This is a genomic window from Muricoccus radiodurans (genome assembly GCF_050154705.1).
GTDB classification, from domain to species: Bacteria; Pseudomonadota; Alphaproteobacteria; order Acetobacterales; family Acetobacteraceae; genus Roseomonas; species Roseomonas radiodurans.
Genome location: NZ_CP189561.1, coordinates 3644487 through 3664160 on the forward strand (window position 1 = coordinate 3644487; position 19674 = coordinate 3664160).

Here is a 19674-nt window from a genome sequence, read left to right on the forward strand (position 1 = left end):
TCAGAAGGCCCAGCAGGAACAGCCGAGCGCGCCCCAGAAGCCCCGGTCGTTGCCGGCGGGGGTGGAGGCGGCCCAGGCGCGCGCGTGGTCGTGCCCGTGCACGCCGCAGGCCGCGTCGCAGCAGCGGGCCATGGCGCGGGCGAAGGAACCCGCGGCATCGGGCCTCTCCGCCCGGCGGTCCTGGTAGCCGCCGAAGCGGCGCACGGGCGACCAGTCCGGCATGGCCGGCGGCAGGGGCGGCGCGAGGGAGGCATAGTCGCCGGCGCCGTGCACCACCTTGCCGCCGACGACCGTGAGGAGGGAGGTGACATCCCCGATCTCGTCGCCCGGGATGCTGAAGTAGTCGCGGTCGAGCACGGCGAGGTCGGCGAGCTGGCCCTCGGCGATGAGGCCCTTCTTTCCCTCCTCGTTGGAGAACCAGGTGACCTTCTCTGTCATCATCCGCAGCGCCGTCTCGCGGTCGAGCGTGTTGCGCTCCGGCGTGATGCGGAGTCCGCCGACCGTCTTGCCCGTCGTGAGCCAGGAGAGGGCGACCCAGGGGTTGTAGGAGGCGACGCGGGTCGCGTCCGTGCCGGCCGAGACCTTCACGCCCATCTCGAGCATTTTCGCCACGGGCGGCGTCGCCTCGGCGGCGCGGGCGCCGTACCGCTCCACGAAGTACTCGCCCTGATAGGCCATGCGGTGCTGCACGGCGACGCCGCCGCCGAGGCGCGCGATGCGTTCGAGGCTCCGTTCGCTCACCGTCTCCGCATGGTCGAAGATCCAGTGCAGGTCGCCGATGGGCATCTCGGCGTTCACCTTCTCGAACACGTCCAGCGCGCGGGTGATGGTCTGGTCATAGGTGGCGTGCAGCCGCCAGGGCCAGCGGTTCTGGACGAGGATGCGGACCACCGCCTCCAGCTCCGGTTCCATCTCCGGCGGCATCTCCGGCCGCTCCACCCGGAAATCCTCGAAGTCGGCGGCGGAGAAGACGAGCATTTCGCCCGCGCCGTTGAGGCGGAAATAGTCGTCGCCCTGCTGGTAGCGCGCCGTCTGCGTCCAGCGGAGAAAGTCCTCCTTCTCCCCCTTCGGCTTCTGGGTGAACAGGTTGTAGGCGATGCGCACGGTCAGCTCGCCGTCGGCGGCCAGCTTCTGAACCACCGCGTAGTCGTCCGGGTAGTTCTGGTAGCCGCCCCCCGCGTCGATGGCGCCCGTCACGCCCAAGCGGTTCAGGTCCCGCAGGAAGTGGCGGGTGGAGTTAAGCTGGTAGTCGAAGGGAAGTGTCGGCCCCTTGGCGAGCGTCGCATAGAGGATCGTCGCGCTGGGCCGCGCGAGCAGCAGGCCGGTCGGCGTGCCGTCCGGCGCGCGCTGGATCTCGCCGCCCGGCGGGTTCGGCGTGTCCTTCGTGTAGCCCGCCGCTCGCAGCGCCGCGCCGTTCAGCAGCGCGCGGTCGTAGAGGTGGAGGATGAAGACCGGCGTGTCCGGCGCAACGGCGTTGATCTCCTCCAGCGTCGGCAGGCGCTTCTCGGCGAACTGGTGCTCGGTGAAGCCGCCGACGATGCGGACCCATTGCGGGGGCGGGGTGATCGCGGCCTGGGCGCGCAGCATCTCCATCGCGGTGGCAAGGCTGCGCACGCCGTCCCAGCGCAGCTCCATGTTGAAGTTCAGCCCGCCGCGGATGACGTGCAGGTGGTTGTCGATCAGCCCGGGGATGAGGCGGCGGCCCTTCAAGTCGATCACCCGCGTCTCCGGCCCAGCGGTGGGCAGGATGGCGGCGGCGTCGCCCACCGCGGAGAAGCGGCCGCCGGTGACCGCCACCGCCTCGGGCGCCGGCCTCGCACGGTCCAGCGTGGTGATCGCACCGTTGTGCAGGATGAGATCGGGCGGGGACGCGGCCATGGCGGAGCTCCGGTCGAGGATGGTGAGGCCGAGGGCGGTGGCGCCGGCGGCCAGGGTGCGGCGTGAGAGGTCAGGCATCAGGCGTGATCCCGTTCGTTGACGTCACGGCCGGGCAGCCGGCCGAAGAGGTGCTGCGTGCAGCCGGCCCGCGACAGGGCCGAGGGCAGGGAGTGCCCGTCCAGCAGCCGCCGTGCCACGGGCACGAGCTGTTCGCCCAGCAGGATGCCGAGCAGGCCCATGAGCGCGATCACCGGCGGAGCCGGGGAACGCACCCCGAGCAGGCCGTATATCCCGCCGACGAGAAGGCCGGCGCCGAGGGAGAGCAGATAGGGCTTCATCGCGTCCTCCTTTGGACACGCCCGGCGCTGCCCGGCGCGTCGCTGCGGGATCAGCCCTCGTGGGCGTTGAACATCGTCTTCGCGTAGGTGATGCCCAGGCCGTAGCCGCCCCCATGCTTCTTCGCGATGCCGGTGGTCAGTTCGTAGGTGTCCCCGCGCGCCCAGTCGCGCTGCAGCTCCAGCAGGTATTGCAGCGCGGTCATCGGGCGCGCGCCGACCTGGATCATGCGCTCCACCGCGCGCTCATGCGCCTCGGTCGAGACGTCGCCGCAGGCATCGGTGATGACATACACCTCGAACCCCTGGTCGAGCGCGGAAAGGGCGGGACCGACGATGCACACGCTCGTCCAGAGTCCCGCAAGCACGATGCGGGGCTTGCCGATGCGGTTCACCTCCGCGATCACCGCCGCGTCCTCCCAGGTGTTCATGGAGGTGCGGTCGAGCAGCACCTGGCCGGGAAAGGGCGCCGTCACCTCCTCGAACATCGGGCCGGAGAAGGACTTCTCGGCGACCGTCGTAAGGATGGTGGAGACGCCAAAGCCGGCGGCGGCCGCTGAGACGAGGGCGGCGTTGTTCCGCAGCGTGACGGGGTCGATGGACTTCGTCGCGAAGGCCATCTGCGACTGGAAGTCGATCATGATGAGCGTGTGGTCGGCCGGGCTGAGCAGCAGCTTGCCGGGGGTCGGGGTGGCGGTGGGCATCTCGGTCGATCCTTTGGGGTGGCGATGGCGGGATGATTGCGGCCAGGATCGCGCAAGGCCATGCCGCAGGTCGCAAGGTCGAGATTGCGTCGGTGCAAGCAGAGAAGAGGTGGCCCAGGCTGGTCAGGCCCGGCAAAGGTGAGCCACGGGGGGCCGCGCAAGCCAAGTTCATGCGGCCGTCGTCAGAGACACCGCGCCCTCCGAGGGAGCGCCGGCACGTTTGAAAGGCGGGGCTAGGCTGCCGGGACAGGGTTCGCGAGCGACATTCAGATCGCGAGCAATCCATGCATCTCGCGGCCTCCCGGTCACGCACCGTCCAGTGCCGGACGCAATCGGTCGCATCGGAAGCAACACGGTCCCATCCCGGGCTATCCCGCCGATCTGGACTGAATATTCTAGAACATCTATTCTATTTTCATGGTCCGAACCGCCCGCTTCTCGTCGGAGCACTTCCTCGACGCTGCCATCGCCCTGGTCGCCGAAGGCGGCCCGGGCGCCGCGACCATGCAGGCCATCGCCCGGCGGGTCGGTGCCCCGACCGGCTCGATCTATCATCGCTTCGAGTCCCGGTCGGCCATTCTCGGGGCCGCCTGGAACACCAGCTACGGGTCGCTGCTGCGCGTGCTGACGCCCCTGCTGCAAGCCGGGCGCCCGCGGGAAGCGGCCCTGGCGCTGATCCCCTGGGCCGGGGAGGACCGGCATCGCGCCCGCTTCCTCCTGCTGCACGAGCCCGTCTCCCTGTTCGAGGACGCGCCACCGCCAGAGCCGCTGCGGCTGGAGATGGAGCGGCTGGAGGGCGAGATGGACGGCGCGTTCCGCGCCTGCATCACCCAGCTTGGCGGCGATCTCGGGGCGGAAGATCTGGCGCGCGCGAAATTCCTCATCTTCGACGCGCCCATCGCCATCCTCCGCCCGCATCTCCTGACGGAAGCCCCACTCCCGGCCTTCGCCGGACAGATGATCGCTGAGCTGCACGCCGGGGTCCCGATGGCGGGCGCAGGCCTCCACGCTGGAAGCACGCGGGCGGCCTGAGCCCGTTCGCGAGGGACCGACCTGAACGGACATGAACGACATCATCGAAGACCGGCCAGTCATCATCCACGCGCCGGACGACTTTCCCGGCATGCGCGCGGCGGGACGGATCGCGGCGGAAACGCTCGACATGATCACGGCGCATGTCCGTGAAGGGGCGACCACCGCGGAACTCGACCGGCGGTGCCACGCCTTCATCCTCGACCGCGGCGCCACCCCCGCCTCGCTGGGCTACAAGGGCTACGCGCACGCGACCTGCATCTCCCTGAACCATGTCGTCTGCCACGGCGTTCCGGGGGAGCGGGCGCTGATGGAAGGGGACATCCTCAACATCGACCTGGCCGTCATCCTCGACGGATGGCACGGGGACAGCAGCCGCATGTACACGGTCGGCCGGATCAACACCCGCGCGGCGCGTCTGATCGAGGTCGCCCACGAGGCGATGATGCGCGGCATCGCGGCCGTGCGTCCCGGCGCGACCGTGGGCGATATCGGCTTCGCCATCCAGAGTCATGTTGAGGCCGCGCGGTTCAGCGTCGTGCGGGATTTCTGCGGCCACGGCCTCGGCCGCGTCTATCACGGAGCGCCTGACGTCCTGAACTACGGCCGGAAGGGCGAGGGCCCCGTGCTTTGCCCCGGCATGTTCCTGACGGTGGAGCCGATGGTCAATGCGGGCCGGGCCGAGGTGAAGATCCTGAGTGATGGCTGGACCGCCGTGACGCGCGACCGCAGCGTTTCCGCGCAATTCGAGCACTCCATCGGCGTGACCGAGAGTGGCTGCGAGATCTTCACCCTCTCTCCCGCCGGGTTCACCAAGCCGCCTTACACAGCCGAATTGAGGGCAACGACCGCTGACCATCCTACGATCGCCTTGACGACGGGAGGACCGACGCCCGCGGACACCGAATGACGACCAGAGGGCAACCATCGTGTGGAACCGATCACCATGTTCCGCAGCGGCGGCGGGGACGACGGGCTCGCTCCGTCTCCTCAAGGATGGGCCTGCCCTGTAGGTCGAGGCGACGGCGGATGGGCGGGAGGCGTCTTGTCGGACCCTGCATCGTCCCCGGGCTCCTCTCCGTCCGGAGCCGGCACGACTGCTCTGGGCCAACGCGCCACCCCTTCTCTCCGCCACCCCGCTGGCATCGGCCGGGCATCCCCGTGGTTTTCCGGACGCGCCGCCCATCCGACAGGCCGGCCCATCCTATATAAAGGAGTGCGGATCCACCCCTCGGCGGTCCACCAAGCGCAGATCGCTGCAAAGCGACGATGGGCGTTCTGCCTGCGTCATCGGGTGTTCGCGCATGACGCGCCGCGCTTGAAGCAGGTCCGGCGGGTGCTATGTCTCTGACAGCACGGCCGCCGGAACCTTCATGGGACAGCTTCTTGTCCGCAACGTCGAGGACGAGATCATCGCCCGTGTCAAGGCGCGGCCGACCGGCCATGGCCACTCGGTCGATGCGGAGCGCCGCCAGCTTCTGCGTGACGCATTGCTCGAGGGAACCGACTGGAGGGCCCGCCGCGCCGCGGTGATCCGGCGCATGGCCGGAACGCGCGCCGCGATGGCCGGGCGAGATGTCACCGCCTTCGAGGTGCGCCAGCGCGAGAGCCGTGGGGAGCGGCCCGGGGACCGTTGAGCGCCGATCTCGTGGACGCCAGCGTCGCCGTGAAATGGGTACTGCCGGAGAACGGCGTTGACCCTGCCGTAGGCCTGCTGCGTCATCGCCTCATCGCACCCGATCTCTTCGCGATCGGATGCGCGAACCTTCTCTGGCGGCAGGCGCGGCGGGGCGTCCTCTCCGCGGAGGAGGCGGTGGCAACGCTCGGCGTCCTCGTCGCGAGCGGCATCGAGATCACGGGGAGCGCCGCGCCGCTGGATGGCGTGCCCTACCATGCGCATCCGGTGACCGGCGGCCTGCTCCTGGGAGCCGCCGCCGGAGCCGGCCTGCCCGTCGTGACGGCCGATCCACGCCTGGAACGCCTTGCCGGCGACGGCGCCGGAGTGCTGCCGCCCGCGGACCTGCCGGCCGCTTGACCCCCTCTCTCCGCCTCACCCGCCTGCTACTGCAGGATTTCCGCAACCACGCGCGGGCGGAGCTGCGCCTCTCCGCCGGGATCGTCGTGATCGGCGGGGAGAACGGCTCCGGCAAGACGAACCTTCTGGAGGCGATCTCGCTCCTCGGCCCCGGCCGGGGGCTGCGAGGCGCCCGGCTGTCGGAGATCGGGCGGCGCGTGGCGGAGGGGGCGCTGCCCTGGACCGCCGCCGGACGGTTTGAGGGACCGGAGGGGGTCTTCGACCTCGGCACCGGCACCGCCCATGACGGATCGCCGGAGAAGCGCGTCTTCCGGCTGGACGGCAACCCCGTCACCTCCCAGGCGGAGCTGGGGCGGCTGGTGGCGGCGGTGTGGCTGACGCCACAGATGGACCGGCTGTTCACGGAAGCGGCGTCCGGCCGCCGGCGCTTCCTGGACCGCCTCGTCTGGGCACTCGACCCGCACCACGCGCGGGAGGTCGCGGCCTACCAGTCCGCCATGACGGAGCGGAACCGGTTGCTGGCGGATGGCCGGCCGGAACCCCGCTGGCTGAACGGGCTGGAGGACGCGATGGCCCGGCACGGCGTGGCGCTGACCGCCGCCCGGCGGGCCCTGATCGCCCGGCTGAACGGCGTGCTGGCCGAGGGGGTGGCGGGCGCCTTTCCCGCCGCCCTCTGCGCCCTCGAATGCGACACGGCGGCGGCGCTGGAGAGCCAGCCGGCCCTGGTGGTGGAGGACGCGCTCCGGGCGGAGCTGGCCGCCCGGCGCGGCCGGGACGCCTCGGCGGGGCTGGCCCTGGCCGGGCCGCACCGCTGCGACCTGCGGCTGACCCACCTGCCGAAGGGCGTGCCGGCGGAGCTGTGCTCGACCGGGGAGCAGAAGGCGCTGCTGATCTCGACCGTGCTGGCCCATGCGGCGTTGATCGCCGCCGCGCGGGGCTTCGCGCCGCTGCTCCTGCTGGACGAGATCGCGGCGCACCTGGATGCCACGCGGCGGGAGGCGCTGTTCGCCGCCCTCGCGACGCTGCCCGCCCAGGCCTTCCTGACCGGCACGGAGCCCGGCGTCTTCGCCCCGCTGCGCGGCGTGGCCGAGGGCTTCGCCGTGGGGGCGGACGGGGTCCAGCCGGATCGGGACTTCCCGCCGCCCGTGGCCGGCTGAGGGCGGCCCGCCGCGCCGGCCGGAACCGGGGCCGGTCCATGGAGCATGCCGCAAGGCTTTTCCGTCACTTAGGCCATGGTTTCGCGCGCGCGGAATCATTATATACGCGGGGACGAAATCTCCTCCGGCCCGATTCGCGTGGGCGCCCGCCCGGGGCGCCGTCGGCGCGCGTCGGTCCCCTGAAAGGCTCCCCTCCGGCATGACCGAGTCCGCGCGCGCCGCCCACGAAGCCGAGGTCGCCTCGGCGGGGGCCGACGGCGCCTATGATAGCGCTTCGATCACCGTCCTCCGCGGCCTGGAGGCCGTGCGCAAGCGCCCGGGCATGTATATCGGCGACACCGATGACGGCTCCGGCCTGCACCACATGGCCTTCGAGATCATCGACAACGCGGTGGACGAGGCTCAGGCCGGCTACGCCACCTCCTGCTCGCTCGTGCTGAACGGCGATGGCAGCGTGACCGTGACCGATGACGGCCGCGGCATCCCGACGGACATCCACGCCGAGGAGGGGGTGAGCGCCGCCGAGGTGGTGCTGACGCGCCTGCACGCGGGCGGCAAGTTCAACCAGAACTCCTACAAGGTCTCGGGCGGCCTGCACGGCGTGGGCGCCGCCGTGGTGAACGCCCTGTCCGAATGGATGGAGGTGCGGATCTGGCGCAACGGCCAGGAGCACCACATCCGCTTCGAGCACGGCGAGACCGTGAAGTCGCTCGAGGTGGTGGGGCCGAGCGACCACCCCACCGGCACCGAGGTCACCTTCAAGCCGAGCAGCCAGACCTTCACCAAGACCGAGTTCGAGTTCGCGGTGCTGGAGAAGCGGTTGCGCGAACTCGCCTTCCTCAACTCCGGCCTCAAGATCGGGCTGCGGGACGAGCGCCACGCCGACGTGAAGGCGGCCGACTTCTTCTTCGAGGGCGGTCTCGTCGCCTTCGTCGAGTATCTCGACGCCGCCGAGGACCCGCTGTTCAAGCCGCCCATCGCGCTCGCCTCCAAGGAGACGGATGGCATCCGCGTGGAGATGGCGATGTGGTGGAACCGCAGCCCGCGGGAGCGGACGCTGTGCTTCACCAACAACATCCCGCAGCGGGACGGCGGCACGCACCAGTCCGGCTTTCGCCAGGCGCTGACGCGCGTGGTGACGAAGTACGCGGCGGAGCTAGCGAAGAAGGAGAAGGTCGAGCTCTCGGGCGACGACATGCGAGAGGGGCTGACCTGCGTGTTGTCGGTGAAGGTGCCGGACCCGAAGTTCTCCTCCCAGACGAAGGACAAGCTCGTGTCCTCCGAAGTGTCGCCGGTCGTGCAGATGGCGGTGGCGGACGCGCTGTCCCACTGGTTCGAGACGCACCCGAAGGAGACGAAGCTCGTCCTCGATCAGGTGGTGCTCTCGGCCGTCGCGCGCCGCGCGGCGCAGATGGCGCGGGAGAAGGTCGGGCGGAAGAACGCGCTCGACATTTCCACCCTGCCCGGCAAGCTGGCGGACTGCCAGGAGAAGGACCCGGCGAAGAGCGAGCTCTTCCTCGTCGAGGGTGACTCGGCCGGCGGCTCCGCCAAGCAGGGCCGCAACCGCGCCAATCAGGCCATCCTGCCGCTGAAGGGCAAGATCCTGAACGTGGAGCGGGCGCGGATGGACAAGATGCTCTCCTCCGCCGAGGTGGGCACGTTGATCACCGCGCTCGGCGCCGGCATCGGCCCGCGCGACCCGGACCGGCCGAACACGCCCTTCTTCGACCCGGACAAGCTCCGCTACCACCGCGTCGTCATCATGACGGATGCGGACGTGGACGGGTCCCACATCCGCACGCTGCTGCTCACCTTCTTCTTCCGGCAGATGCCGGAGCTGATCGCGCGCGGCTACCTCTACATCGCGCAGCCGCCGCTCTACCGCGCCAAGCGCGGCAACGAGGAGCGCTATCTCAAGGACGACCGCGCGCTGGAGGAGTTCCTTCTGGAGAAGGCGCTGCACGGCGCCCGGTTGACGCTGGGCGACGGTCAGGACGTCGTGGGCGACACGCTGCGCGCGGCGGTCGAGGAGTTGCGCGCCACCTCCCGCCGCATCCGGCGCCTGGCCGCGCATGTCCCGGCCGAGATCGTGGAGCAGGCGGCCGTCGCCGGGGCGCTCGGGGCGGAGCCGCATCCGGAGGCCGCGCCGGTGCTGGCGCAGCGCCTGGACGACCTCGCCCTGCCGACCGAGCGCGGCTGGAAGGTCACGCTGGATGCCGACGGCCTTCTGGTGGCCCGCGTGGTGCGCGGCGTGACGGAGAGCCACCGGCTCGACCCCATCGCGCTCCGCTCCGCCGAGGCGCGCTGGCTGGAAGAGCGGCGCGATGCCCTGGCGCGCGACTGGACCGCGCCCGCGACGCTGCATTTCGACACGCAGCGGGCCGTGGCGAACGGCCCGATGGCCGCACTGGACCGCATCCTGGCCCAGGGCCGCAAGGGCCTGACGGTGCAGCGCTTCAAGGGCCTCGGCGAGATGAACCCGGAGCAGCTCTGGAAGACCACGCTGGACCCGGAGGCGCGCACGCTGCTGCGCGTGGCCGTGGAGGATGCGGACGATGCCGGCCGCGTCTTCTCCACGCTGATGGGCGACGTGGTGGAGCCGCGGCGAGACTTCATCGTCGGCAACGCGCTGAAGGTCGCGAATCTCGACGTGTAGCACCGCCGGTGTGTGGTGCCAGTGGACTTGTCCCGGTGCCACATCCTGTCACTGGCTTCGTTCAGTTCAAGGCCCTGATTAGATTCACTTCTTTGGCTGAGAGCTGGAACGGGACAGGGAGCAGGCAGGCGATGATCTGCGGGACACCTCGGGTGGCACATCGCCGAATGGCAGATGGGCCGAGTGCATCAGGACTATCAGTTGCACCGTTCGGGAGAGGTCCTCGCATCGAGCGAGATGCGTGACGAATCCGCATGCGAACACTGCTGCTTGCGAGGGCCCAAGTCGGGAAGGCGCGTGATCAATGCGTCCGAGCAGGCGGCTGCCCAACTGGCTTGCCGTTCGGATGGCATGGAAAAGGGGAATCCGATCGAACGAGCCGCCATAAGCGTGTTGTTGCCGCCTAAGCCGGTCAACGATGTAGCGAGACGCGAAAGCCATTTCCGGCTCCATGGCAGGCGTCTCGACCTCTGAGTATTTCGTGCCACACGGGCAGACGGCGATGGGTGACCTCTCATGGCTCAATCGCCTGCGACAGGAGGGACATCTCGTCAGGAACATCCTGCCATGCTCCGGGCAGCCTCCCAGCGCTTCTATCGTCCACCACCATCGCTGGTGTGGGCTCAATCCAATGCAAGCCGGACATATTCGGCGCGGCTCCCAGGAAAGGTCCGCGAGACGCAGTTCGACACTGTGCCAAGTTGCGGGTGCATCCCACGACGTCAAATTTTGAACGCGAGGCTGCATGGCTGCGAGCCGTCTGCGCGAAATTCCCGCAAGGGCTCCCAAGTAGACCAAGTCATGTTCAGTGTAATATGGGGCAGGATACCGTACCCCTACATGTCCAAGTATCTCGGCCGGATGGGTCGCGAGATTCCGCTCGGCCAAGCGTAGCAAGAAGCCGTTGAGATCCTCATCAGCCGATGGCCTGCAGCGTAGCGGCAGGGGATGTACGGGAGGCGCAGGAAACACAGGTTCGACTCGTGCTGGCACTGGCTGATCGTGATTTTTGGCAATTGGTCTTACAGGAAACTCCTTCGACTTGCAGCCAGTAGGCCGAACTGAGCGGAATGGCTTCGCCCTGAAAGATTTCCTTTAGACGCGTAGGAACCTCGGCAGAAGCACGCCGTTATGTTGACAAGTCGTCAGCCGCATGCAGCGTATCTGCTGCAGTTCGGCGTCTTGAACGAGATGAAAGCTGATGACAGGAGTTAACGCCTTGGCCCGAAGGGTTGAGGCGTAGTCGCCGTTCCGGTGAAACTACGGAACCTGCCGAGCATTATGTGCATGTGATCGGTTCGATCCGGAGCCGCTCATAGCATGAGTTTCAAGATCGGCGGCAGGAACTCAGGGTTCGGGCTTTCTGGCAGATTCTCCGACTATCTACAATTCTGCTTGGTGCGCCTTGATCCTGAACACACCTGACCGTCCTGGCTTGAGCGATGCAAATTCTGAGGCATCGCTGTAGGGGGCTCGTGCCTCTGCAGCTAGTACGAAAGGAGTTCGGATGTCAGCCTTGCCTGATGGATCTTTATTACGAACCTGACCACAAGAAAGGCCGGTTCGCATAAGCGAACCAGCCTCTGCTGATACAGTACTCTGAGTGTGCTGCAACACACCCAGCGATAGAACGGCCGCGGGCGTCTACGGATGCAGCGCGGCCGTTCACGAACGCGTTTTGTGCGAATTTCATTTACGACATGGGTTTGGTCGGCCGTATAGGTGAGCCGGTAATTTGGTGGTGTGGCACATCGCCCTGAGAATGTTTCAGCTATAAGGCTCTTTATGAGAGCCGTGAGGCTGAATCTATCGTGCATAGCTGCGCGTCATGCCCTTCCTACTTCGAACCATGACAGCACGGTTCTCAGAGAACGGTTCACCTCCACCATCCGACCACCAGGAAGTAGCAGCACGGTTCCGCTGTCGGTCTCGCACGCGGCGACGACCGCGCTGGCCGAAAGCGCCTGGAGCGTCCCGTCCCGGTCGTGCAGGAGGACAAACTTCCCCAGCCGTTCGCCGTCCTCGAACTCTGTCTGCCTCAAGCTCATCTGGACCGACCCTTCCGCCCAGTGACGACGGATCCGCCGGGTGAGGCAGGCGTTCCCTCCGTGGCGTGGCCGTGACCGGGCTCGAGAAGCCGGAGGAGCGCATCGGCATCGACGTCGCCCTTCTCGACCAGCACCTCGACGATCCTGTCCAGGCAGTCGCGGCGTGCATGCACCCGGGCCCGAGCTTCCTGGTGGCTCCTGGTCAGCAAGGATGCGACCCGTGCCCGGAACTGCGAATCGGCGAGCAACCGTGCCTGGCCCCCGGGGCGGTCTACGTCGCCGAGGTGGACCAGTGCTTCGGGGTGGTCGTCCAGGCCCAGCATCCCGATGGTCTGGCACGCGATCCGGGTAGCCAGGGCGAGGTCCGAGTGCGGAGCTCCGCCTGCACCGGCGGACGCCGCGCCCAGGACCTCCTCCTCTGCGGCGCGCCCCGCAAGGAGCGCTCCGATGAGGGACTGCGCGACGGCCGCGGTCACCACGGGCAGCCTGCTCACGAGGGGGCCAGGGTCGTACTCGGTGAAATCGCCTCCGCCGGTCCGGCCCACGCTGACCCTGTGCAGCACGCCAGCGCCCAGGGATGCGAAGGCGATGGCGTGCCCGGCCTCGTGGATGGCGATCCGCCTTCGCGTCTGCTCGTCACGTTCGAGCGGCCGCCCACCCTGTGCTGCCCAGAGGTCGCCGATCGACAGCGACCTGCCGTGCGCCCGGGCGGAGCGCCGCGCCTCGCGGCACCACAGCTCGACGTCCGAACCTACGGCTCGCCTCGCCTCGGCGGCTCCAGCCAGCTCCGCCAAGTCGGTGTCGGCGAGCTCACCTGCCAGATGGACGCGGTAGATGGCCAGGAGCGCCACCGCATCCGGCCTGGCGATCCGGATGACACGCTCGAGGCGCCCGGCTCGCGTTAACGCATGGTCGAGCCCGCTCGAGTCGTTGCAGGTGCCGACAACGAGTACGCCTTCCCGATCCGCCGCCCCGTCGAGCTGTTCCAGCAGCCCGTCCACGACCTGGACCACGTAGTCGCGGTGGCGGTGCCTCACCGAGTTCCGGTCCGGGACGCTGTCGATCTCGTCGATCAGGAGCACGCAGGGGCTCTTGCGGCGAGCCTCGACGAAGGTGCGGCGCATCGCGGCGAGCAGGGTGCCGAGATGGCCGTCCCGGTCTCCCTGCCATTGGGCAAGGGAAGTCGAGAGGAATTCGACGCCCGCGCTGTTGGCCAGGGCCCGGGCGAAGGTCGACTTGCCGGTGCCCGGGGGGCCCTCCAGCACGACCCCGCGGTCGAGTTCGCTCCAGGCCAACCTGCCTTCGGCGAACGCACGCAGGTCGCGGGCGGTGCTACGGCCCCAGGCTTCGGCCGCGCCCAGGCCCGGAAGCGTCTCCAGGGTGACGGAGGATCGCCTCGGGTCCTTCCTGGCCCCCGCGTCGCGCCGTCGGACGAGTTCGGCCAGCCGTCGGAGATAGCCGTCCGCGGTCTGCCCCGGGCGCCGCGCAAGCAGGACGAGCGCTGGCGTCAGGGTCTCGGCAGCCTTCACGATCTCCGGCGGCACGACCGGCAAGGCGTCGGACAGGTTTCCCTCCATGGCCGCCAGCGTTCTCGCAACGACCGCGAGCATCCTTCCGTCGGGCCGACCGACGACGAGGCGCTGGTCCTCCGCCAGGAGCAGGTCGGGGTGGAAGAGCCCGTCCGGGTGGTGGGAGATGGCCACGAGCGGTGTTCCGGCTCGCGCGGCGAGATGGAGCTCGTCCTCGGCGCCGTCCTTCCGGATGCGCTCCAGGGCCGCGATCACGGACTGGCGCAGCCGTCCTCGCTCCGGTCCCGCACCAGGCGGTTCCGCCGGACGGAGTCGCACTGCGTCGAAGGAGGCCGCTTCGTCGCCCGGCCCGGCTGCCATCGCCTGCTCCGCCAGGACGTCCCAGGCCGCGATGACCTCGACGCCCCAGGCAGCATCGGGCACGCGCAGGACCGAGACCGCGCCGGGCTCCCATGAGCGCCGCAGGAAGTCCGGCTGTGCTTCGACGGCTGCCTGGAGCATCAGGAGGGCGCACTGGGCGGCGGGGCGAACACCGAGGCCGTTCCGATGCGGGGACCTTTTGGCCTCGTCTTCGCCGCCGATAAGCACCACGTCGACGGGGACGCCGTAGGTCGGCCAGTCCATGTCCACCGGGGCATCGGCCAGCGCGTCGGCACCGCCCGCGGAAGCGGCCTTGCCCCGAGAAGAAGTCCCCCGAGTGGGCGTCTTGCGCCTGCGGAGCTTGTCAGCAGTCATCGGACCGCTCCTCGCCGAGGACGTAGTAGCGAGACAGGGTGCGTGCCCACCGACCGACGAGGTCGATGGCGAGGATCTCGGTGGTCTGGACGAAGCCGTCGCGCAGGCGAGGGTGGCCCTTGCCGACTCCAACGATCGTCGGGACGGTCCGGGCGACGTAGCGCCACCGTTCGACTACCGGGCTTTCCTCGAGATCGTGGGGCTGCGGTGCTCGACCTTCCGCGATGGTCCTGAGATCGGCAGCGAGCCTCTCCATGCGGTCGGCCTCGAACACGAGGAGCGGGCGTGCGTGGACGAGCCCGCGATGAAGCTGAATCATCGTTGAGATACCTTCGATGTCGGTGACGAGTGTTCGGTCAGGACGGAGCCGCTTCAGAAGGGCGCGGCAGGGCCTATTCGGTTCACGGCAGGCCGGTCCTGGCGCGCACAGGCGACACCCGCCGGTCCGTGCGCGCGACAGTCAGGGAATAGCCGGGCGTCGTGCATGGGGAACACGTAACGAACATCCCGCCCCGGTGTCTAACTCATTCTTTTGTCAGGATTATATGTCTGGTGACGGGCGCATCGTCCGATGCCCGGACCCCTATGGGATGTTCGCGTCGTGGTCGAGCACCGAAGGACCACCGAGGTCGAGGCAGAGCGGGATCGAGGTCTTCCGGTGTCCCTTCGCCGTCACGGGCGGGGGGAGGCACCCACGGTCGTCCGAATGCGACGTCGACCGGACGTGGCGGTCAACGGGCGGCCGTCCGGATCCTGTCACGTTCAGCTCGCCCTTGGCGCCGCCCTCGGAGAGGCTGCCGCCATCTCACTCCATGGCGCCTTGCGCGAGGCCGCGGACCACATCGTCCGCATGCCTGCGCAAGTCCTGACCTTCCCGGGCGGGGCCCGCATTCTCGGGACCACGCGCACCCGGGCGGACAGGCCTTCCGGAGGACTGCTCGTAGATGAAGCCTCCCTCGCAAGCTTCGGCACGATGCTGGTACCGCGTCACCTGTGGACCGCGATGCAGCGCTTCTCGGTCTGGGTGGAACCGGCGCTCGTCAGCGAGTGGATGCGCCTGATGCAGGGGTATGCCGTCTCCCAGGGCAGGACGGTGGAGGTCGGGACCATGGCCGCGGCGATGACGTGGGCGGATCCGGCCCGCGACGTCGCCCTGCCCCGCTCCAGGGCGCTGGTCCTCATGGAGGAAGGCACCCCCGTCCATTGCGTCTGGAGTGGCAGGCGGTTGTCGGCGGAGACCCTGGACGTCGACCACTGTCTGCCGTGGTCGGCCTGGCCGTGCGGTGATCTGTGGAACCTGATGCCTGCCGACCGCCGAGTGAACCAGCACGGAAAACGCGAGCGACTGCCGTCGGCCGAAGCCCTGCACCACGCCGGGCCCGCGATCCTGGATTGGTGGTCCGCTGCCTACCTGCGGCCGGATGATCGGGTACTACCTCCCAGGTTCCGTTCCGAAGCGCGTGCAAGTCTCCCGGGGCTGGCGTCGTCCAACCTCTCCGAGCTCAGAGAGAGCTGTTCGGCGGTAGCCCTCCAACGAGCGCGCCTGCGTCAGAATCAGGGCGTGCCGGAGTGGACTGGCCAGCCCTGAATCGTCTTGCCCTCAGTACATCAACTCCGGCGGCTTCGCGCCCGTTGCGGTCATTCGGTGAAACAGACTGACGCGCCCAAAGCGGACATCCATTGATTAGAGGAATCTGCCGAAATGGAAACTCTTCGTTCGCCGAGTCGAGAAGTGCTGAGAACAGGTTGTTGGCATCCAGGGTAGTGTTCGGTTGTTCTTCGATGCCGCCGTCATGGATGTCGTCGATGGATGAAAATCATCGTTCCCGATCCTGATCACCCAGCTCACTCACTGCCGACACCATCGAGTAGTTATCGGTGTATAGAAAGGCAGGCAAACGTTCGAGAATGAACTCCGTCGAGCTATAGCCCTTGGAGCGCATTCCGCCGATGATGTTCGGGTAATTGGCAAACAATACTTCATTGTAGGTAGGCTTGAAACGATGAATGAGAAATGCTTCTAATTCACGCGTCAAGGCCTCATCTCCGAGCTGGACGCGGGGTGTGGACATAAAACGCTCGAATGCACTTTCATCATTCGAATCTAGCGAAAACACGATCGGATTGGAGCCAGCTAGAGGATGGTCTGCGTCAGCCCCAATCAGAGGAATATCATCTACTCCGGTTATCTGGAGAATGATTAGGGAAATCTCAAATGGTGCACGGGCTTCGGGCGCGGAACCGAGTTCGCGTTCTCGGGTCAGGATCTTCTGCATCTTCGTGTGACCGGTGAGCCTATCCCAAACCTTCTGCGAAAAGCTCTGACCTATATAGTGAATTCTGAAGTCCAAGAAGGCGTACGGATCAGCTTCCTCACCAACGTAAACCTTAAGCCCGTTTACGAGCATCTCGTACAAGAATTTCTGTGGGCTCCACCAGAGTACGAACTCACCGTTCTCACGATAGAGCTTAAAACCGCCGACATTGCGGTGTGGTTGTTGACAATTGGGCGTATCAGAATGGAAGCCGATCTCAAGTTCGAGGATCTCGCCGACTTCGCAGATCCCGTTCTCTGCCAAGTCTATCCGACACGGCAGCGGTGTCCCGTTGCCATCTGCGATTTCAAACCAAATGTTCGTGGCCTCGTATACTACATTGTCAAAGTAGGTAAGTGGACGTTGTGCGATAATGTAAATCGTCGAAGAGCCAAATCGCTCACGAATAATTTTTTCCTCTTGAAGGAACTCAAATTCATAAGCCGAAACGATCGGATATGTCGTGCTCGCGATAACTCTTGCGAATCGCATGGCGGGAATCATCGCGTTGTCTTGCTCATTGGTCTCATCCATGGCAATAAGAATAGCAAAGCCGACGGCGCTGCGCACCTCCGTAATCCGAGATGGCGTGGCCTCCTCGATGTCAGCAAGGCTCGGTTTGAACGTCTTCGACGGCGAGCCTCCTGGACGGCTTCAACGGCTGGCTAAGTTCGGCATTCGTCAGCAGGCAGTGAACGTCCGCTTTTCACCTCCATCTTCTTGATATCGAAAAGTCCGCTCTCGGCCAGTACTGGACGATGCATGTGGATGCCGAAGTCTAGCTTTTGGACGATGTCATCCATTCCCGCAGCTTGGACCACCGCCGACGGGTGTTCCTGTTCTTCACCGCGATGGCGAGCGCGCGCCGCTGACCCACGAGCACGACCAGCCGCTTGCCCCGGGTCACGCCGGTGTAGAGCAGGTTCCTCGCCAGCATGGCGTAGTGCTGGGTCGTGAGCGGGATCACCACGGCCGGGTACTCCGAGCCCTGCGCCTTGTGGATCGTGGTCGCGTAGGCCAGCACCAGCTCGTCCAACTCCCCGAAGTAGTAGACCACCTCGCGTCCCTCGAAGCGGACCGTGAGCTCGCCTTCCTCCATGTCGATGGCCGAGATCACGCCGAGGTCGCCGTTGTAGACCTCCCGGTCGTAGTCGTTGGCCACCTGCATGACCTTGTCGCCGGGGCAGAAGGTCCAGCCGAAGCGCTCCACCCGCAGCTCGCCCGGCGGGTTTAGCGCCGCCTGCAGCTCGATGTTGAGCGCTCTCGCGCCGAGGCCGCCCCGGTTCATCGGGCACAGCACCTGGACATCTCGTACAGGGTCCAGCCCGAACCGGGCGGGGATCCTTTCCCGCACCACCGCCATGAGCTTCCTGACCCCCTCCTCGGGGTCGGATGCCTCGACGAAGTAGAAGTCCGAGCCCTCCCCCTGCCGGAGTTCCGGCATCTGCCCCGCGTTGATCCGGTGCGCGTTGACGATGACCCGACTCTGGGCAGCCTGGCGGAAAACCTCGGTCAGGCGCACGGTCGCTAGAGTCTCCGCCCCGATGATGTCTGCCAGCACCTGCCCCGGCCCGACCGAGGGCAGCTGGTCCACGTCGCCCACCAGTAGCAGGGCCGCCTCGTCCGGCAGGGCCCGGAGCAGGGCGCGCATGAGGGGCACGTCCACCATTGAGGTCTCGTCCACCACCAGGAGCTGACACTCGAGCGGCCGCTCCTCCGTGCGCTTGAACCCGCCCGTCTTGGGGTCGGTCTCCAGCAGGCGGTGGACCGTCCGGGCCTCCAGCCCCGCGCTGTCCGACAGGCGCTTGGCCGCCCGGCCCGTGGGGGCACAGAGCGCCACCTCCACCCCCTTGGCCCGGAGCACCTTCAGGACCGAGTTCACCAGCGTCGTCTTGCCCACGCCCGGGCCGCCCGTGATGACCAGCACCTTGGAGCGGACCGCCAGCGAGAGGGCCTCCCGCTGGCTCGGCGCCAGGACAAGGCCCGTCTTCCCCTCCACCCAGGGGATGGCCCGCTCGGCATCGATCTCCGGCCAGGGCGGCCGCCCCTGGTTCAGGGCCCGCAGCCGCTCGGCGATGGCCTGCTCCGCCCGGTACAGGCCCGCGAGGAAGACGCAGCGCTCCCCCTCCAGCGTGTCGGCGACGACCTCGCCCTCCGCGAGTTCCAGCTCGAGCGCTGTCTCGATCAGGGCGGCTGGCACCTCGATCAGGGCAGCCGTTTGGGCCGTCAGCTCGGCCACGGGCAGGCCGCAATGGCCCTCCCCGGTGGCCTCGGCCAGCGCAAACGAGATGCCCGCCCGCACACGGATCATGGCCGTCGGCTCGATGCCGAGCTTCTGCGCTACGAGGTCGGCCGTCCGGAACCCGATACCCCGGATGTCGCGGGCGAGCCGGTAGGGGTTCTCGGTGATGACCTGGACGGCCTCGGCGCCGTAGGTCTTGTAGATCCGCACGGCCCTGGAGGTGCCGACCCCGTGGGCGTGCAGGAAGAGCATGATCTCGCGGATCACCTTCTGCTCGGCCCAGCCCGCGACGATGCGGGCGGCGCGCTTGGGGCCGATGCCGGTGACCTCGCGAAGACGCCGGGGCTCGGCCTCGATCAGGTCGAAGACCGCCTCGCCGAAGGCCCGGACCAGCTTCTTTGCGTAGACCGGGCCGATGCCGCGGATCATCCCCGAGCCGAGGTAGCGCTCGATGCCGTCCAGGGTCGTCGGCGGGCTCGCCTTCAGGAACCCCGCCCGGAACTGCAGGCCGTGGCTGCGGTCGTTGACCCAGGTGCCGGACAGCTGGACCCACTCGCCCGCCGCGATGCTGGCCGCGTGCCCGACCACGGTGACGAGGTCCTTGTGCCCGCGGGCCTTCACGCGGAGCACGCAAAAGCCGTTCTCGGCGTTGTGGTAGGTGACCCGCTCCACCAGCCCGGCCAAGGCCTCGGTCGGGGCGCTCTGCGCGACGGCCGAAGCCATTCGAGCTATCGATCCTTCCTTTTCAGGAGCAGTGTGCCGAGCAGGCTTGGCAGTGCCGCCGGAGCGTAGATAAGCGGCAGCGATAGGTGGCCCAAGCAGAAGTCCGCTGGCTGGACCTTTCCTGGGGACGCTCCATGTGCCGACGGCGTCCGTCGATAGGGCGGACCACTGCCGCCTGAGTTTGTTCCGGTTCTAGGCAGATGTCTTCACGCCGCCCGGGCTCGCGTCTCGAGGTTCCCGAGATCGTGGGTATCGACACCCTCGCGAGTGCCTTGGCTTGCGACG

Annotated in this window: 16 protein-coding genes; 7 read left to right on the forward strand and 9 right to left on the reverse strand. The window is 67.7% G+C overall.

Annotated elements, in window-relative coordinates:
* The 3 genes from ACP6CK_RS17300 to ACP6CK_RS17310 are packed head-to-tail and all read right to left on the reverse strand — an operon-like array spanning position 1 to position 2917.
* Entirely contained in the window at positions 1-1956 is a 1956-nt protein-coding gene (locus ACP6CK_RS17300; protein WP_426954544.1) for an amidohydrolase, read from the reverse strand.
* Positions 1956-2216, reverse strand: a complete 261-nt coding sequence (locus ACP6CK_RS17305) for a DUF1427 family protein (RefSeq protein WP_426954545.1) — start codon at positions 2214-2216, stop codon at positions 1956-1958. Before ACP6CK_RS17305 ends, ACP6CK_RS17300 begins: the two co-directional genes overlap by 1 nt.
* A gap of 50 nt (positions 2217-2266) precedes the next feature.
* Positions 2267-2917, reverse strand: a complete 651-nt coding sequence (locus ACP6CK_RS17310; RefSeq protein ID WP_426954546.1) for a hydrolase — start codon at positions 2915-2917, stop codon at positions 2267-2269.
* 417 nt (positions 2918-3334) lie between these two features.
* On the opposite strand from ACP6CK_RS17310, the gene ACP6CK_RS17315 reads away from it, so the two are divergent.
* The 6 genes from ACP6CK_RS17315 (at position 3335) to gyrB (ending at position 9797) form a co-directional block, all read left to right on the forward strand.
* Entirely contained in the window at positions 3335-3949 is a 615-nt protein-coding gene (locus ACP6CK_RS17315; protein ID WP_426954547.1) for a TetR/AcrR family transcriptional regulator, read from the forward strand.
* 31 nt (positions 3950-3980) lie between these two features.
* Positions 3981-4859 (forward strand): type I methionyl aminopeptidase, encoded by an 879-nt coding sequence (gene map, locus ACP6CK_RS17320; protein WP_426954548.1) that lies wholly within the window; start codon positions 3981-3983, stop codon positions 4857-4859.
* A gap of 463 nt (positions 4860-5322) precedes the next feature.
* Positions 5323-5586, forward strand: coding sequence for a FitA-like ribbon-helix-helix domain-containing protein (locus tag ACP6CK_RS17325; protein WP_426954549.1), 264 nt, complete (start codon positions 5323-5325; stop codon positions 5584-5586).
* Positions 5583-5984, forward strand: a complete 402-nt coding sequence (locus ACP6CK_RS17330) for a type II toxin-antitoxin system VapC family toxin (RefSeq protein WP_426954550.1) — start codon at positions 5583-5585, stop codon at positions 5982-5984. Before ACP6CK_RS17325 ends, ACP6CK_RS17330 begins: the two co-directional genes overlap by 4 nt.
* A complete protein-coding gene (gene recF, locus ACP6CK_RS17335) occupies positions 5981-7141 on the forward strand; it encodes a DNA replication/repair protein RecF (protein WP_426954551.1) in 1161 nt (386 codons plus the stop codon). Before ACP6CK_RS17330 ends, recF begins: the two co-directional genes overlap by 4 nt.
* Before the next feature lie 199 nt (positions 7142-7340).
* Positions 7341-9797, forward strand: coding sequence for a DNA topoisomerase (ATP-hydrolyzing) subunit B (gyrB, locus tag ACP6CK_RS17340; protein WP_426954552.1), 2457 nt, complete (start codon positions 7341-7343; stop codon positions 9795-9797).
* Between the two features lie 84 nt (positions 9798-9881).
* Here the strand turns inward: gyrB and ACP6CK_RS17345 are convergent, their stop codons facing one another.
* From ACP6CK_RS17345 to ACP6CK_RS17360, 4 genes are all read right to left on the reverse strand, one after another.
* On the reverse strand, positions 9882-10790 hold the full coding sequence (locus tag ACP6CK_RS17345) for a TniQ family protein (protein WP_426954553.1): 909 nt from the start codon (positions 10788-10790) through the stop codon (positions 9882-9884).
* 833 nt (positions 10791-11623) lie between these two features.
* The gene (locus ACP6CK_RS17350) at positions 11624-11845 is read right to left on the reverse strand and encodes a hypothetical protein (RefSeq protein WP_426954554.1); all 222 of its coding nucleotides are present in this window, start codon (positions 11843-11845) and stop codon (positions 11624-11626) included.
* Positions 11842-14109 (reverse strand): AAA family ATPase, encoded by a 2268-nt coding sequence (locus ACP6CK_RS17355; RefSeq protein WP_426954555.1) that lies wholly within the window; start codon positions 14107-14109, stop codon positions 11842-11844. The genes ACP6CK_RS17350 and ACP6CK_RS17355 overlap by 4 nt, the downstream gene beginning before the upstream one ends.
* Entirely contained in the window at positions 14099-14428 is a 330-nt protein-coding gene (locus ACP6CK_RS17360) for a DUF6634 family protein (RefSeq protein WP_426954556.1), read from the reverse strand. The genes ACP6CK_RS17355 and ACP6CK_RS17360 overlap by 11 nt, the downstream gene beginning before the upstream one ends.
* A gap of 684 nt (positions 14429-15112) precedes the next feature.
* Here ACP6CK_RS17360 and ACP6CK_RS17365 point away from each other — a divergent pair.
* Positions 15113-15697: an HNH endonuclease domain-containing protein gene (locus tag ACP6CK_RS17365; RefSeq protein ID WP_426954557.1), complete on the forward strand. Its 585-nt coding sequence runs from the start codon at positions 15113-15115 to the stop codon at positions 15695-15697.
* Positions 15698-15926: 229 nt separating this feature from the next.
* On the opposite strand, the gene ACP6CK_RS17370 is transcribed toward ACP6CK_RS17365, so the two are convergent.
* Both ACP6CK_RS17370 and recD2 read right to left on the reverse strand, forming a co-directional pair.
* Positions 15927-16994 (reverse strand): hypothetical protein, encoded by a 1068-nt coding sequence (locus ACP6CK_RS17370; protein ID WP_426954558.1) that lies wholly within the window; start codon positions 16992-16994, stop codon positions 15927-15929.
* A 208-nt stretch (positions 16995-17202) separates the two neighbouring features.
* Positions 17203-19389 (reverse strand): SF1B family DNA helicase RecD2, encoded by a 2187-nt coding sequence (recD2, locus tag ACP6CK_RS17375; RefSeq protein WP_426954559.1) that lies wholly within the window; start codon positions 19387-19389, stop codon positions 17203-17205.
* Positions 19390-19674 lie beyond the last annotated feature (285 nt).